The 14,596-nt window shown below is 74.4% G+C and carries 12 protein-coding genes; 1 reads left to right on the top strand and 11 read right to left on the bottom strand.

All coding sequences use genetic code 11. The features are described from left to right. Positions 1 to 48 precede the first annotated feature (48 nt). The 11 genes from ACFRAV_RS16985 to ACFRAV_RS16935 form a co-directional block, all read right to left on the bottom strand. The gene (locus ACFRAV_RS16985) at positions 49 to 1,353 is read right to left on the bottom strand and encodes an MFS transporter (RefSeq protein ID WP_382556179.1); all 1,305 of its coding nucleotides are present in this window, start codon (positions 1,351 to 1,353) and stop codon (positions 49 to 51) included. Further along, on the bottom strand, positions 1,343 to 2,674 hold the full coding sequence (locus ACFRAV_RS16980) for an acetyl-CoA carboxylase biotin carboxylase subunit family protein (protein ID WP_382556177.1): 1,332 nt from the start codon (positions 2,672 to 2,674) through the stop codon (positions 1,343 to 1,345). The genes ACFRAV_RS16985 and ACFRAV_RS16980 overlap by 11 nt, the downstream gene beginning before the upstream one ends. Further along, positions 2,671 to 3,903: a saccharopine dehydrogenase family protein gene (locus tag ACFRAV_RS16975; RefSeq protein WP_382556176.1), complete on the bottom strand. Its 1,233-nt coding sequence runs from the start codon at positions 3,901 to 3,903 to the stop codon at positions 2,671 to 2,673. The genes ACFRAV_RS16980 and ACFRAV_RS16975 overlap by 4 nt, the downstream gene beginning before the upstream one ends. After that, positions 3,893 to 4,978, bottom strand: coding sequence for a saccharopine dehydrogenase (locus tag ACFRAV_RS16970; protein ID WP_382556174.1), 1,086 nt, complete (start codon positions 4,976 to 4,978; stop codon positions 3,893 to 3,895). Before ACFRAV_RS16970 ends, ACFRAV_RS16975 begins: the two co-directional genes overlap by 11 nt. 74 nt (positions 4,979 to 5,052) lie before the next feature. After that, the gene (locus ACFRAV_RS16965; RefSeq protein ID WP_382556172.1) at positions 5,053 to 6,183 is read right to left on the bottom strand and encodes a cytochrome P450; all 1,131 of its coding nucleotides are present in this window, start codon (positions 6,181 to 6,183) and stop codon (positions 5,053 to 5,055) included. Positions 6,184 to 6,617: 434 nt separating this feature from the next. Further along, positions 6,618 to 7,826 (bottom strand): acyl-CoA dehydrogenase family protein, encoded by a 1,209-nt coding sequence (locus ACFRAV_RS16960; protein ID WP_382556170.1) that lies wholly within the window; start codon positions 7,824 to 7,826, stop codon positions 6,618 to 6,620. Positions 7,827 to 7,887: 61 nt separating this feature from the next. Continuing rightward, complete coding sequence (locus tag ACFRAV_RS16955) at positions 7,888 to 10,098, bottom strand: iron-containing redox enzyme family protein (RefSeq protein ID WP_382556168.1); 2,211 nt, start codon at positions 10,096 to 10,098, stop codon at positions 7,888 to 7,890. Continuing rightward, positions 10,095 to 11,282 carry a 3-oxoacyl-ACP synthase gene (locus ACFRAV_RS16950; RefSeq protein WP_382556165.1) on the bottom strand — a complete coding sequence of 396 codons (1,188 nt, stop codon included), beginning with the start codon at positions 11,280 to 11,282 and terminating at the stop codon, positions 10,095 to 10,097. The genes ACFRAV_RS16955 and ACFRAV_RS16950 overlap by 4 nt, the downstream gene beginning before the upstream one ends. Further along, positions 11,279 to 12,154: an isocitrate lyase/phosphoenolpyruvate mutase family protein gene (locus ACFRAV_RS16945; RefSeq protein WP_382556164.1), complete on the bottom strand. Its 876-nt coding sequence runs from the start codon at positions 12,152 to 12,154 to the stop codon at positions 11,279 to 11,281. Before ACFRAV_RS16945 ends, ACFRAV_RS16950 begins: the two co-directional genes overlap by 4 nt. A gap of 52 nt (positions 12,155 to 12,206) precedes the next feature. Continuing rightward, on the bottom strand, positions 12,207 to 12,989 hold the full coding sequence (locus tag ACFRAV_RS16940) for a thioesterase II family protein (protein WP_382556161.1): 783 nt from the start codon (positions 12,987 to 12,989) through the stop codon (positions 12,207 to 12,209). A gap of 44 nt (positions 12,990 to 13,033) precedes the next feature. Then, complete coding sequence (locus tag ACFRAV_RS16935; protein ID WP_382556158.1) at positions 13,034 to 13,327, bottom strand: hypothetical protein; 294 nt, start codon at positions 13,325 to 13,327, stop codon at positions 13,034 to 13,036. Positions 13,328 to 13,752: 425 nt separating this feature from the next. Between ACFRAV_RS16935 and ACFRAV_RS16930 the strand changes: the two genes are divergently transcribed. Next, on the top strand, positions 13,753 to 14,415 hold the full coding sequence (locus ACFRAV_RS16930; protein WP_382556156.1) for a LuxR C-terminal-related transcriptional regulator: 663 nt from the start codon (positions 13,753 to 13,755) through the stop codon (positions 14,413 to 14,415). The last annotated feature ends 181 nt before the right edge of the window (positions 14,416 to 14,596 follow it).

The following is a 14,596-nucleotide window of genomic DNA, read 5'->3' as shown; positions in this document are numbered from 1 at the left end:
GCGGGACCGGGCTGCGGGCCGGTGGCCCGGGTGACCGGGCCGGGGGCGTCAGCCCACCGCGGCCGGCGTCGGCGCCGTGGCCTCCTTCACGGTCTCCCGCGCGACGGCGGGGCGGCGGACGGCGGCCAGTCCGCAGACGGTGGCGGCCACCGATCCCAGGGCGACGACCGGCCACAGGATCCCGCCGTCCAGCCGCAGCAGCAGCCAGCCGCCGATGACGGGGCCGAGCGCGGTGCCCAGGCCGAACATGAAGTGGAAGCCGCCGATGTAGCGCGACCTCAGGTGCAGGGGTCCGGCACCCGAGGGGTAGGCGAACACCGAGGGGCCGCCGATGATCTCGCCGAGCGACCACACCAGCGTGCCGATGACCACGGCGGCCGGCCCGATCGGCAGCCCGTACAGCGCGACCCCCGCGCCGACCACCGCGAAGCCCAGGCCGATGGTGACCTTCAGCGGCCAGGTCTGCGCGTACTTGGTGACCAGGAGCTCGAAGGCGACGACCACGAAGCCGTTCAGGGCGACGGCGAAGGTGTACCAGAACATCGCCATGCCCACGTCCTGCATGTAGAGCGGCAGGGTCGAGGTGTACTGGACGTAGACGGCCGCGTGGCAGAAGGCGGCGACCAGGTAGAGCAGGAACCGCCGGTCCCGCAGGACGGCCGCGTAACTGCCGCGCCCGGACTCCTCGCCGTCGTCCGGCGCCCGTCCTGCCTGACCGGCCTGACCGGCCCGGGCGGGGAGCGTGGCCCGCGCGGCGACGGCGTACAGCAGCGCGAGCAGCGCCTCGCCCCAGAAGAGCAGGACGTACCCCTGTCCGCCGGCGTGGTAGAGGCCGTAGCCGACCAGCGGCGCGGCGGTCGCGCCGACGTTCAGACCGAACCGGTACATCGCGAAGATCATCACGTGGCGGTCGGGCGGCGTCAGCTCGGAGAGCAGGGTCGCCGAGGCGGGCCGGAAGAGCTGGGCGGACAGGCCGGCCAGCGCGACCGCCGTCAGCAGCAGGGGCAGACCGGGCAGGTAGAGCAGGGAGGCCGTCAGGACGGCGGTGCCGGCCATGGACACCACGGTCGCCGCGCGTACCCCGAGCCGGTCGACGGCCGTACCGCCGACGAGCGACCCCAGGACGGCTCCCGCGCCGTAGAAGCCGAGCGCCGTCACCGCGTCGCCGGGCGAGTGGCCCTCCGCGGTCAGGAACAGGACGAGGAAGATGTTGAGGAACCCGCTGAGCCGGTTGACCAGGACGCCGGCCAGCACGGTCTTCACCGCGAGCGGAGCCTCCCGCAGGGTGCCCCAGACGGTGGCCGGGGCCTTCGCGGGGCCGCCGGGTTCGCTCAGTTTCCGGTCAGACGCCACCGGTGGCCTCCTCGCGTATGGTCAGGCGCACCGCGGCCCGCACCTGCTCCTCCAGCGCGTCGAGCTCCTCGGGGGTGGGCGCGTCGATCAGGAAGGTGACCGCGCGGTCGTCGGAGCTCTCCAGCGGGCCGAGGCGGGCGCCCCGGTCCTTGAGGACCAGGACCGCGCGCAGGGTGGGCGGCGCGTCGACCGGGCCGGCCTCCGTCTCGGGCCACATGCCGCCGTCACCGACCCACGCGGCGCTCACCCCGGGCCAGTCGACCAGGACGTCCTCGAGGACGCCCTCCTCGTGCTCCAGGTAGATCTGGCGGGCCCACCGTCGCGGCTGCGGGTACGAGGCCGTCTCCCCCAGCGCGATACGAACGATCTCCGGCTCCAGCGGGGCGCCGGTGGCCAGCTGGTACAGGGCCAGCAGGCCGTCGCCGGGAGTGCGCGCGGCGACCTCCATGAGGTGGGGCCGGCCGCCCGGCGCCAGCCGCCACTCGGCGTGCGCGATGCCGTCGCGGAAGTCCAGGGCCTCCAGCATCGCCCGGTTGGCGTCGAGCAGTTCCTGGTCCCGTCCGGGGCCGACCCCGGGGACGGAGTGGGAGAGTTCCACGAAGGTCCGGGCGGCCGACTCGGTGGTCTCCTTCCGGGTGACCGCCGCGAAGATCACCTTGCCGTCCTGGACCAGGCTCTCCACCGAGTACTCCTGGCCGGGCGCCTTCTGCTCGACCAGGACCGTCTCGTGGCCGGGGTAGGCGGCGACCACCTCGCGCAGCGCGGCGGCGTCGGCGACGGTCACCACGCCCGAACTCGAGTGCCGGGTCGCCGGCTTGGCCACCACGGGGTACTCCAGGGCGTCCGCGTCCAGCGAGCCCCGTTCACCCGGCGGCACCACCGTGGAGGCGGGGGAGAACTCCTCCAGGTACCAGCGCTGAAGGTACTTGCTGCGGCAGACCTTGGTGGCCCGCAGTCCCGGTCCGCGCAGGCCGAGGACGTCGCCGAGCAGGCCGGTGGGCTCCACCAGCGTCTCGCCCACGGCGTACGCGCCGACGATCGTGTACCGGTGGCTCCAGTCGCGGGCCCGCGCCACGAAGCCCGCGGTGAACGAGCCCTCGTGGTCCAGGGACCCGTCGACGAAGGCGATCTCGTCGACGAGCGACGCGGGGTGGCCGGGGTCGGCCATGCAGCGGCCGGCGTGCTCGCGGTAGCTCTCGGGGGTGATCAGCAGGACCTTGAGTCCGCGGTCGGCGAGCTCCCGGAGGTAGCGGGTGTTGCGGCAGACGACCCAGAAGGCCCCGGTGAGGACGAACGCCTCGGGTCGGTCGGTGCGGTTCATGCCAGGGTTCCTTCCCTGTCGTCGGCGAGCTCGGGAGCGGTCTCGTGGAACACGGCGGGCAGCCCCGCCGCCGCCAGGGAGTCCAGCCAGGAGGCGGCGTCCTCGGGCGGGGCGGGCCGGTTGGCCCCGGCCCGCAGGGTCCCGTCCAGCAGCCGGGTCACCCCGAACGCCAGGGGCAGCGAGACGCACCGGGCCATCGCGCTCTCGTCGGCCTCGCCGGTGACGTCCAGCAGGTAGGAGCCCTGCCAGCGGGCGCCGGAGGCGGCCCGGACGTCCAGCGCGACGGTGAGCACCACCCGGTCGCGGTCGGTCGCGGTGGTGGGGTGACGGGCGGCCAGCTCGGCGGCCAGCTCCCGCAGGCGCCGCTCGTCGCCGCCTCGCACGGTGGCGAACACGCCCTTCCAGGCGTCGTGCCAGCCGGCGTTGCGCAGGGTTCCGCGGACGAAGGTGCGCAGCCGCCAGCCCTCGGGTATCCCGTACTGGCCGACGAAGGGCACGCTGTCGCGGTTGGGGTAGACCTCGAACTCCTCCCCGTCCAGCCGGTGGACGCGGGTGGCCTCCCAGGGACGCTCGACGGTGCGGACCTCGCCGCCGTGCACGTGGCGGGCGGGCGTGCCCAGCGCCGCGAGCACCCCGTACGGCGCCCAGCTGAAGCGGTAGCGGAAGTCGTTGGGGACGGCGGGGACCCCGCCGCAGTAGGAGACGAGGTCGGCGCTCTCGGCGGTGTCGCCGACCGCCTCGCGGGCGAGCTCCACCAGCCGGTGGGCCATCAGGTGGTCCACCCCCGGGTCGATCCCCGCCTCGGCGAGCACCGCCAGGCCCTGGGCGCCCGCCTCGGCGGCCAGGCCGGCGAGTTCGTCCGACAGGTAGCTGGTGCAGGCGAAGTGGGCGCGCGCGGCCAACGCGGTCCGCAGCAGCCGCGGGTGCTCGCCCGCGGGCAGCATCGACACGACGACGTCCCCGGGGCCCAGCGCGGCGGCGAGCGCCTCGTCGGTGAGGGCACGGGTCTCCGCGCGGCCGGCGAGGCCCAGCGCGTCGAGGCGGGCGGCGGCCCGCTCGGCGGTCCTGTCCCACAGGACGACCCGGGCGGCCCGGTCGCAGACCAGCCGCAGTCCGGACGCCCCGGTGGACAGCCCGGTGCCGATCCAGTGCACGACGCCGCTCGCCGGCGCCGCCTCCGGCCCGGGCTCCTGCGCGGGCCTCGTCTGCGGGGTGCGGTCAGCGGACATGGCTCTCCCTCTCGTTGTGGTCGTCGGCGGTGGTGGTGACGACGGAGGCGACGGCGGTCTCGAACGTGCGCAGGGCGCGCCGCCACGCCGGGCCGCTCCCACCGAGCAGGGCCAGCTGCGGGGTCAGCTCCGCCGAGAAGGCGCGGCTGCTCTCGGCGGGCAGGAGCGACGGCAGGTTGTCGATGGCGACGATCTCGGCGGGCGGGCCGTCGCAGGCCAGCGGACGCACCGGGCTGTCCCAGTCGGTGACCTGGTCGTAGACCGGCAGGACGTTGCACTCGGAGGTCACGTCGCAGGTGACGTCGGAGACCAGGGAGAGCCGGCGTCCCGGTGCGTCCAGGTCCTCGCGGCGCAGGAAGGGCGGCACCGGCCGGGTGGTCAGCACGGTGTTCACCAGGAGGTCGTGGCCGAGCAGTGCCCGGCGGTCCAGGTCGCGGGTCTCCTCGACGTCCCACCGGGTGGCGTCCACCCCGCCGGCCGCCAGCGCGTCGCAGGCGCCCCGGCCGCAGCGGCCGAGCGCCCCGATCACCAGGGCCCGGCAGTCCTGGTCCGCTCCCTCGCGCAGCAGGGCGTCCAGCTCCTCCTTGGCGAGCGGCCGCAGCGGCGGCTTGAGCATGCCCCGGCGGTGCAGCAGGGCGAGCGCCGCGCCGACGTAGCCGGCCCAGTAGCCGAAGGCCGCGAGACGGCGGCCGTCCTCGTCGACCAGGTACTCCAGGTCGAGCAGCGCGCCCCCGCCGGCGGCGAACCGCCCCAGCAGTTCGCCCGCGCCCTCCTGCCCCTTGTAGGCGTGGCCGAAGAAGATGTGACGGTGCTCCAGACGGGCCGGTGCGGCGGGGAGTTCCTTGAGGCCCAGGACGTAGGCGTCGCGCGGGGCGTCGGTCCAGCTTCCGGCGGGGGCGGTGCGGCAGCCGGCGGCGGCGTACTCCTCCAGGGGGAAGACGCGCCGGTCGGACTCCTCGACGGTGATCGCGACGCCCTGGCGGACCAGTCGTCCGGCGTCCTCGGGGACGAGCGGGGCGCGTCGCTCGCTGGCGCGGGTCTCGTGCCGCATCCACAGGTGCGGGGTCTCCGGCATGGTCGCGGAACCTTCTCTCTCGGCGGTGACGTGCGAAGGGCGGTCGGAGGGGCGGTCGGAGGACCGGTCGGTGGTCACAGGACGGGGATGCGGGCGTTGGCCAGCGGGCGGTAGGCGGGTGCGGCGGGCAGCGTGGCCGGGTCGAAGCCGGCTGCCAGGAGCTCCTGGACGACGGCCCGGGCGACGGTGACGGCGAGCGTCCGGCCGGGGCAGGCGTGGGCCCCGGCGCCGAAGGTCAGCACCACCGGGTTCGTCCGGTCGGGCCGGAAGCGGGCGGGGTCGGGGTTGACGGCGGGGTCGCGGTTGGCGGCGGCGAGGACCACCAGGACCTGCTGGCCGGGGAGGATCTCGGCGTCGCCGTGACGGAAGGGGGCGGCGGCGAAGCGGCGGGTGTTCTGGATGGGGGCGTCGTGCCGGGCGACCTCGGCGACGAACGCGTCCGCGCCGTCCGGTCCTTCCGGCATGCGTTCTCCCCGGGCGAGGGCGAGCAGGGTGTTCCCGACGAGTCCGGCCGTGGCGTCGTAGGTCTGGGACAGGAAGCCGACGGCGTTGGCCAGCAGCGGGGCGGTCCTGGTCCAGGAGTGGCTGCGGGCCGCGGCCACCAGGGCGGCGAGGAGTCCTCCCTCCTCCTTCTCCAGGGCGGGACCGAGGAGGTCCTGGAGCCGGGCGGCCGCGGTGGCCGCGGCGGCCTGCTGCGGCGGTGTCGCGGAGGCCGGGACGCACTGGACGAAGTCGCCGACGAGGCGGGCGGCCTCCGCGCTCCGTCCCTGGTCGAGGCCGCACAGGGAGGCGACCGTGCGGGCCGGCACGGAGAACATCAGGTCCTCGAGCAGGGCCGCGTCGAAGCCCTCCGCCAGGCGGGCCCGGGTGTGCCCGGCAGCGGTCCGTGCGGCGGCCTGCGCGTCCGCCTCGCCGAGCGCCTGGGCCACCACCTGCTTGAGGCGGTGCTGGAGTCCGCCGTCGGTCATCCGCACCAGGTCGCCGAAGACCTCGCCGGCCGCGGTGCCGCGGATCCCGGTCGGGACCGGCTCCTGGGGCGGGCGCACCCTCAGCTGCCCGGCCCGCAGCACCGCGCCCACCGCGGCGGCGTCGTACGCCACCCACGCGCCGACTCTCTCGTCGTACGCCAGGGGGCGTTCGGCCACCAGGGCGGCGTAGTAGGGGTAGGGGTCGGTCGTCCGGACGGCTTCGACGGGGGTGGTCACCGGGGTTCTCCTCGGTCGGCGGCGCGGTGGCGGTCGGACCACGGCGCGGTCGGCGGTACGGCGCGGTCGGCGGTACGGCGCGGTCGGCGGTACGGCGCGGTCGGCGGGCGGATCGGCTCGGCCCGCCTGGGCGGGGGGATCGGGGACGGGCGGGGCGCTCGGCCTCAGGGCGGGGACATCGGGTGCTGCTGGGCGAACCGGCCCGGCTGGGCGGCGAGTTCGGACGCAGGGCGGGTCTGTTGCGCCCGCCTGGGCGGGGGGCGGGTGGCGAGCGGGTCGCTCGGGCCGTCAGGGCGGATGGGGGTCGGAGGGCGGAGGGCTCGGCTCCGCCCGTGAGGGCGGGGGCCACGGGCGGTCTCGGGGTGGCCGGCGGCGGTTCGGGCCGTGTGGCGGCGGCGTCAAGTGGGCCACCGGCCACGGCGGCGGGCCCGCCGTCAGGGGGTCAGGTCCGCCGCGGCGCGGTCCGCCCGGCGTGTGTCGAGCGCCCCGGCTATGGCCAGCCGCAGCACCTCCGAGGTCCCCTCGTAGACCCGCAGCGAGCGGATCTGCCGGTACAGCCGCTCGGTGACGCTGTCCCGGACCAGCCCGGACGCGCCCAGCAGCTGCACCGCGGAGTCGACGACACGCTGCGCCTCCTCGGTCGCGTGCAGCTTGGCGATGTTGGAGTGGTGGGCGAAGCGGCGGTTGCCGCGGTCGGCCTCCCAGGCGGCGCGGGCCACCAGCAGCGCGGCCGCGTCGAGTGAGACCTCCATGTCCGCCAGGACCGCCTTCGTCAGCTGCTGGTCGGCGAGGAGCCCGCCGGCCACCCGTCGGGTCCGGGCCCGCGCCAGCGCGGTGTCGGCCGCCCGCCGGGCGAAGCCGAGCGCCGCCGCCCCCACGGTCATCCGGAACCGCTCCAGCAGGTCCATGGCGACGACGAATCCCCGTCCCGGCCTGCCCAGTACGGCGTCCGCGGGCAGCCGGCAGCCGGTGAACGAGAGGTGGGCGAACGATCTCGGGGCGAGCGGCTCCAGGGGCAGGACCTCGAGGCCGGGCGTGGACCGCGGGACCAGGAAGGTGGTCAGCCCGAGCGCGCCGGGCGCTGTGCCGGTGCGTGCCACGACCACGAAGACGTCGGCGATCGTGCCGTTGGCGATCCACGCCTTGCGGCCGTCGAGCACGTAGCCGCCGTCCTCGTCGGGCGCGGCCCGCAGTTCCACGGCCGCCACGTCGCTCCCCGCCTGTTCCTCGGAGACGGCGAAGGCTCCGACCAGTTCCCCGGTGGCCATCCGGGGCAGGTACGTCCTCTTCTGTTCGTCGCTGCCGAAGCGGATCACCGGCGTCGCGGACAGCGCCTGGATGGAGAAGGCGAAGTCGGCCAGGTCCTCGGCGTAGGCGAGGGCCTCCCGCGTCAGGCAGAGGGCACGCAGGTCCCCGGGGTGCGTCCGGCCGGCGGCCGGGTCGAGGAAGGAGAGCAGGCCGGCCTCGCCGAGCCGGCGCACCAGCGTCAGCCCGGCCTTGTCGGGGTCCTCCTCCCGGACCGAGCGCCACAACGGGGCGTTGTCGTCGCACCAGACGCCGACGGCCCGGGCGAGGTCGCGGTGGCTGTCGTCGTAGAAGGGAAGCGCGAGGACTTCCGGGTCGAAGCTCGTGGCGGGTTCCATGATCCTGGTCCTTCTCCGGTGGTCGGTCCGGGAACGGTCGGCCCGGTGGCCGGGCGGCGGGTCAGATGAGCAGCTCGGCCTCCTCCTGCTGCTCCTGCTCCTGCTCCCGTGCCTGCCGGACCAGGTGGTGCTCGACGAAGTAGGCGAAGGAGGCGTAGCCGCGCCACACCCGGCGCCACTCGCGCTGGACGGCCTCCTCGCCGGAGCGGCGTCGCACGTCCTCCAGGTAGGAGACGACGATGTCCGCGGACTGACGGGCGTGCCCCGCCGAGAAGTTGTCGATCGACAGGTGCGCCTCCTCGTAGGAGACGTCGAAGTTGTGGCGGCGCAGTTTCTGTATCTCGTGCAGCCGCATCTCGCCGAGACCGAACATCTCGATGCCCAGGTTGTAGCCGAGGATCTCGTTGTAGAGGCTGTCCGGGAACAGCGACAGGCACAGCTGGTGGAGCGAGAAGCCGTAGAGGTGGTCGGGCAGGTCGCCCTGGTCCAGGAACTCGGCCTCGCGGATGTGCGGCAGGTGGATGTCCATGCTGGCCAGCACCTGGTGGATCAGGGTGATGTGGTTCTTGGCCAGGTCGCCGCGGCCCATCTCGTCGGCGTAGATGGAGAAGAGCATCGCGTCGCTGCGCCGGTCGCTGCGCCCGAGGTTGCCGATGCGGTGGGCCCAGGCGCCGTCGACCAGGCTGCCGAGGGCGTAGGTGGTCTGCTGGAAGACGACCTCGTCGCGGTCGGGGATCTCGGTGAGCGGCCGGTAGGGGTCGACCAGCTTGTCCCAGTAGACGCGGTCGACGCGCTCCATGAGCGCCTCGGGGGTGTAGTCGAAGTACGAGGCGTCGGTCAGCTTGCCGCCGCTGCCGTGCCGGAAGAGGATCTCGGCGTCCCGCAGCCCGGACTCGGCCAGCCGCCTGGCCACCGGGAGGATGTGCGGGTACTGCTCGACGTTGACGACGCGGTGCAGCAGGTGCCGGTCGTCGAGGCCGACCGGGGCGTCCTCCAGCACCAGCCGCGCCGGCCGGAGCGCGCGGAGCGCCGCGGCCCGCTCCTCGAACCGGGCGTCGCCCGCCGTCTCGGGCGCGAAGTCGAGACCGGGGCTCTCCCCGGCGGCGATGGCCCGGCTCCACTCGGTGAAGACGGCGGCCTCACGCTCGTCGAAGATCCCGAACATCGGGCCGCCGAACTTGATCGACTTCAGGAAGCGGCACGATCCGTCGGCGTCGGTCCTCATCTGCCGGGACTCGCGGAACTGGGCGACGAACTCCCGCAGGTCGAGGTCCGGGTCGCCGAGCCAGTCCGCCAGCCGCCGCTTGCCCACCCGCACGCCGCGGTGCTGCCGCCCGGCGAACGCCGCGTGCCGCTCCACGATGCGGGCCACCCTCCCCTCCAGGGAGAGTCCGTCGTGCCGGTCGGCGAGTTCGGTCAGGGTCCGGACGTGTTCCCGCTCGAGGTCGTGGACGAGGGCGACGGCGCGGAGCATCCGGGCCCGGTCGTCCTCGCCGGTGGGCGACTTCCCGGCGAGCAGCAGGTACTCCTCCACCAGCGGCCGGACGTCCTCCTCCGCCAGCAGCGGCTCGTCGCCCAGGAGCAGGGAGTCGGTCCCGAGGGCGGCCATGGCGTAGTGCACGCCGACCACTTCGGGGAGGAAGGAGGCCGGGAGCCGGGAGAGGGCGAGGTGGAAGGCGGCGATCAGGGCGGTGAGCGGCCGGGCCTCGGTCTCCCGGAGGAAGCCGGCGGACTCGACCGCCGGCACGTGGACGTGCTGCTGCGCCAGGGAGCGACGGCTGCGGGCGAGCTGTCCGCGTGCGAACTCGCCCTCGCCCTGCAGGACCCAGTGGTGTCCGAAGAGCCGGTTGACGACGACCGCGGGCTGGGTGGCGGCCTGGGAGACGGTGTCGAGCCAGCAGGCGCCGAGCAGGGTGAGGGGCGTGCGCTGCCGCAGGACCAGCTCGCGGGTCTCCCGGGGCCTGTCCCGCAGGGCGCGCACGGCGGGAGCGATCTCGCGCCGGACGCCTGCCGTCCAGGCCGCGACGTCCGCCGCGTCCAGGGGCTGCGGCGCGGGCGCCTCGGCGGAGGCAAGGAAGGACTCCACCACGTGGAGGGCGAGCAGCAGGGTGGTCTCGCTCTCCTGGTCCGCGAGCAGCCGGCCGAAGAGGGCCTCGGGCGGGCCGGCGACGATCTTCGCGGCCTCCTCGGCGGCCTTCGGCCCGAAGTGGCGGGGGCCCCGGGGCAGCGAGGTCATGCCGTCGGGCAGGGCGAATGCGGTGCTGGCGTTCATCGTGACTCCCCGGTCTCGTCCGCCTGGGTGGCGGGTCGCCGAGCCGTGTCCCCGGCCGACCCCTGGGTCTGGTGTTCCTGCGGGCCGGGCGCGGGGGCGGCCGGCCGCCTGCGCAGCAGCAGTCCGATCCGGACCCCGGGCACGCTCGCCGCGAGCAGGTAGCTGCCGCCGTCCTTGACCTGGCCCGCGCGGGCCCGGTCGACGAGGTTGATGAGCGGATCGGCGGCGAAGCAGTGGCCGAACCTCGGTATGTTCTCCAGCCAGAGCTGGTCCTTGGTGAACCCGGCCTGCCGCTCCTTCAGGACCACCAGCGGCTTGAAGAGGTTCAGGTGCAGGACCCCGTCGATGTCACCGGTCTTCATCTCGGCGGCGTGCAGGATCCGTTCGTTGACCGTGCGGGAGAGCACGGAGCTGACCTCGTTGGTCCACTCCAGCTCGCGGCGGTCCTGGGCGGAGGCGCCGGCGACCATCTCGTAGGCGTCCGGCCCCAGCGGGTCGGCGCTCACCAGGGCGGAGGCCGCCCCGTCGCTGAAGAGCGCGAACTTCTCCAGCCGCCGCGACTCGTCCGTCACCCGGTCGGTGGTGACCACCAGCACCGTGCGGTGCTGGCCCGAGGCCACCAGCGCCTGGGCCAGGCGCAGGCCGGCCAGCAGGTTGGTGCACCGGTTGAGCGTGACGCCGGTGAACGCGGCGTTCTCCAGGCCGAGGCCGTCCAGGATCTCCTGGACGAACCGGCCGTGGGTACGGGGGCCGCCCGGGAAGCGGGTGGAGCACAGGACGAGGCAGTCGACGTCCGACGGGTCCGTCCCGCTCGCCCGCAGCGTCTCCAGGCCGGCGCGCACGGCGAGACCCTGCAAGGTCTCGGCGGTCCGCCGCACCGTGCCCCACCCCCACAGCGCGGCCCGCGGCGGCATGCCGAACTCCCGGGCCCGGTCGGCGAGATCCTCGACCACGGTGTGGTCGAGCTCCTTCTCGCCCAGGACGTAGGAGGGGGCGGACAGGTGTAAGGAGGCGGTCCCGCCCCGGCCGGCGCCGTCCGGCGCGCCGGCGGGTGCGGTGCTTCCGGCCGGGACACCGGCGGGCGGGGCGCTCGCGGCGCGGGGGCTCGCGGTGCGGGGGGCGGGCGTTCGGGGGCTACGGGTCGGCGTGTTCGGGCTTCGCTCGCCCGGGGTTCGCGTGCTCACGGCGTTCGGTCCTCCTGAGGGCCGGGCGGGAGCTCGGCCGCCATCATCGTGTTGACCTCGGCGTACGGGAGTGCGTCGGCTCCGAAGGTGAAGGAGCCGTGGGTCCTGATCTCCTGCGCGGCGCGGACGAGCGCGCCGATCGCGGCCCGGGCCATGGCGGAGCCGACGCTGATGCGACGGACCCCCAGCGCGCCCAGTTCCTCGACGGTGAGCGCGAGGGCGGGCGCCCCCAGCAGCACGTTGACCGGCCGGTCGACCGCGGCGCAGACGGTGCGGATCGCCTCCGCGTCCGGCAGCCCGGGGGCGTAGAGGACGTCCGCGCCGGCCTCCTGGTAGGCCCGCAACCGGCGGACGGTGTCGGGCAGGTCGGGCCTGCCCTGGAAGAAGTTCTCGGCACGGGCGGTGACGGTGAAGGGGAAGTCGAGCGCCCGCGCGGCCTCCACCGCCGCGGCGACCCGTTCGACCGCCTCCTCCAGCGGCCTGACCGGGTCGTCCGGCCGGCCCGTGGAGTCCTCGACGGAGCCGCCGACCAGCCCTGCGGCGGCGGCCCGGCGGACGGTCTCGGCCACCTCCTGCGGGGTCTCGCCGAAGCCGCTCTCCAGGTCGGCGGTGACCGGCAGCGAGGTCGCCTCGACGATGCTCCGGGCGTTCTCCAGGATCTCCTCCCGGCCGAGCCGTCCCTCGCCGTCCGGCACTCCCCGGCTGTAGGCGAGGCCGGCGCCGGTGGTCGCGAGCGCGGAGAATCCGAGGGCGCCCAGGATGCGCGCGGTGCCCGCGTCCCACGGGTTGGGGACGACGAACGGCACGTCCGCCTCGTGGAGTCGGCGGAAGGCCGCGGCTCGTCGCTGCTGGTCGGTGGAGGCCGGGTTCACGGCGGGTCCTCTCTGCGCTTCTCGCGCCGGTGCTGGTGGAGGCGTGCGGGGCTCAGACAACCTCCACATGCTCCCCGCAGGGGGCCGTTCGGTGATCAACCGCCCGGACGAGTGGCCGCAGGACGTCGGTGACGAGGGCGGGGGCGTCCTCGAAGTAGAAGTGGCCGCCGGGCACCTGGTGCGCCACCGGGGGGTGGACGCTCTCGCGCGCCCACGGCTCGAGGGCGGCGGCGTCGACGTGCGGGTCGTCCGTTCCGTTGATCAGGGTCACCGGCGCGGTGAGAGGGGCCGACGGCCGGTACGTGTACCGGGCGACCGTGCGGAAGTCGGAGCGCAGGTGGGGCAGCAGCAGTTCCTGCAATGCCTCGTCGGCGACGACCTCGGGGGGCAGTCCGCCGAAGAAGCCGACCGCCTCGGTGAAGGCGGGGCCGTCCAGCCGCGCGGTCTCCACCACGCGCCGGGTCGGCAGCAGGGCCGGGGCGGAGCATCCGGAGGCGACGAGGTGGCACGGTCCGGCCGAGGGCCCGAGGCGTCGGGCCACCTCGAAGGCGAGGACGGCGCCGAAGCTGTGTCCGAAGAGGAGGAAGGGTCCGCCGGTGCCGGCGATGGCCTCGGCCGCGCCGTCGGCGAGGTCCGCCACGCTCTCGAGCGGGGTCTCGCGGAAGCGGTGTCCGCGGCCGGGATGGCAGACGCCGACGATCTCGGCATCGCCCGCCAGGTCCGGCTGCCAGCGGAGGAAGGACTTCGCGTTGCCGCCCGCGTGGGGGAAGCAGTAGACGCGCACGGCCGGCCTGGGGGCGTCCGGTCGAGTCACGAACCAGGGGGAGGTGGTCATCGCGGGCTGTCCTTCGCTCTCTCGTGGCGGGGAGGGGTGAGTGCTCAGGGGGAGGGGACGGGGCTGGGGGCCGGGCTGGGCCCGTTCCAGCCGACGTCGTCGAGGGAGCCGGCCGTGACGGTGCCCTTCCGGTTCCAGCCGACGTCCCCGAGGGGCTCGCCGTCGGCCAGGACCGTGGAGAGCGCCGGGGTGACCGCGGCGAGGGCCGACGCGGCGAGCAGCGCGGCCGCGGCGAGGGTCCTGCGCACCGTGAAGGTGCGGGTGGGGGACGCGGGAGTGGCGGACGTGGTGGACGTGCGGTTCGACTGTGTCCGGAAGGCGCTCTTGTTTTCGGGCATGGCGGTCCGATCTCCTCTTTGAAAACTGAACGAATAAAGGCCGACGAGGGCGACGCGAATGCGAATCGATTACGGAATCGGCTGCTCCAGGTCCGCTCCGATCCCGCACCGCTCACTCTTCCTTGCCGCAGCCGCGAATCGGAGCCCTAAGATGTCTCAGGTATCGGCACTGCTGGAACCCGAGGCATCCAAAGCATGAGAAAACAGGCAATCCGGGCACCCCGCGAGAGGAGCGCGAAGTGACGGAAGGTGCAGATCGGGACTTACCGACACGCAGCGGCCCCGACCCGTCCGCCGGCCGGGAGGACCTCGAGTCCGCGATGCGGTCCATCACGGAGCAGTTGGGCGTTCTGTCCCGGCTTGCCGAGGCACGGTCGGCCGGCGACCCGGTGTCGCCGCCACCCCCTCCGGAACCCGCCCGGACCGTGCCCGCCATCGCGTACCTGCACGGCCTCGACGCCATCAACGAGGCGATCGGGGCGGCCCTGGCGGGCGCCCGCACGGAGATCCTCACTGCTCAGCCGGACGGTCCGCGCCCCGGACCGGTCCTGGACAAGGCGCTGGAGTCGGTCCGCAGACACATCGAGGCGGGCGTCTGCATGCGGACCCTGTACCAGCACACGACGCGTTTCGACGAAACGACCAAGCAATACGTCAGGGCGGTGACGCAGTTCGGGGTTCGCGTGCGAACTCTCGCCGAATTCTTCGACCGTCTCATCATCGTCGACGACGCCGTGGCATTCATTTCGGCGAACGAGAGCCGCACCACCGGTCTCGCCATTCGGGAAACCGCGATTGTGCGGTTCCTGAGGGACACCTTCGAGCGCTCCTGGGACCGGGCCAAGGATTTCCCCTTCGTCCCGCTGCACGCCTCCGAGGCCGCCAAGGAGGTCATCCCGTCACTGCGCGACTCGATCAGCAGCCTGCTGGTGGCCGGCTACTCGGACAAACGCATCGCCCGCCGCCTGGGCATCAGCGAGCGGTCCCTCCAGGGCCACATCGCCGCGCTGAAAACCCAGCTGGGGGCGGACACCCGGGTCCAGCTCGGCTATCTGCTGGGCCGCAACGAGACCGAGATCGTCGTCTGACCCCGCCGCCGGGCGGTCCTGTCGCACGGCGGTCCTGTCGCACGGCGGTCCTGTCACACGGCGGGCCCCCCGCACGGCGGGCCTCGCGCATACGGAAGGCGCGACCCCCAAACCGTGCCGGGGCGCGCCCTACCTGCAGGGGGGGAGGGGGGCGCGGCGGGCGCCGCCCGGTCCGGGCGCG

Source organism: Streptomyces sp. NPDC056600 (assembly GCF_042792855.1).
Lineage (GTDB): Bacteria > Actinomycetota > Actinomycetes > Streptomycetales > Streptomycetaceae > Streptomyces.
This window is presented reverse-complemented; position numbering and strand designations above follow the sequence as displayed.

Coding starts and splice junctions, on each gene's coding strand:
- ACFRAV_RS16935 (WP_382556158.1), bottom strand. CDS start 13,327: ATGCCCGAAAACAAGAGCGCCTTCCGGACACAGTCGAACCGCACGTCC.
- ACFRAV_RS16960 (WP_382556170.1), bottom strand. CDS start 7,826: ATGGAACCCGCCACGAGCTTCGACCCGGAAGTCCTCGCGCTTCCCTTC.
- ACFRAV_RS16970 (WP_382556174.1), bottom strand. CDS start 4,978: ATGCCGGAGACCCCGCACCTGTGGATGCGGCACGAGACCCGCGCCAGC.
- ACFRAV_RS16980 (WP_382556177.1), bottom strand. CDS start 2,674: ATGAACCGCACCGACCGACCCGAGGCGTTCGTCCTCACCGGGGCCTTC.
- ACFRAV_RS16940 (WP_382556161.1), bottom strand. CDS start 12,989: ATGACCACCTCCCCCTGGTTCGTGACTCGACCGGACGCCCCCAGGCCG.
- ACFRAV_RS16955 (WP_382556168.1), bottom strand. CDS start 10,098: ATGAACGCCAGCACCGCATTCGCCCTGCCCGACGGCATGACCTCGCTG.
- ACFRAV_RS16975 (WP_382556176.1), bottom strand. CDS start 3,903: ATGTCCGCTGACCGCACCCCGCAGACGAGGCCCGCGCAGGAGCCCGGG.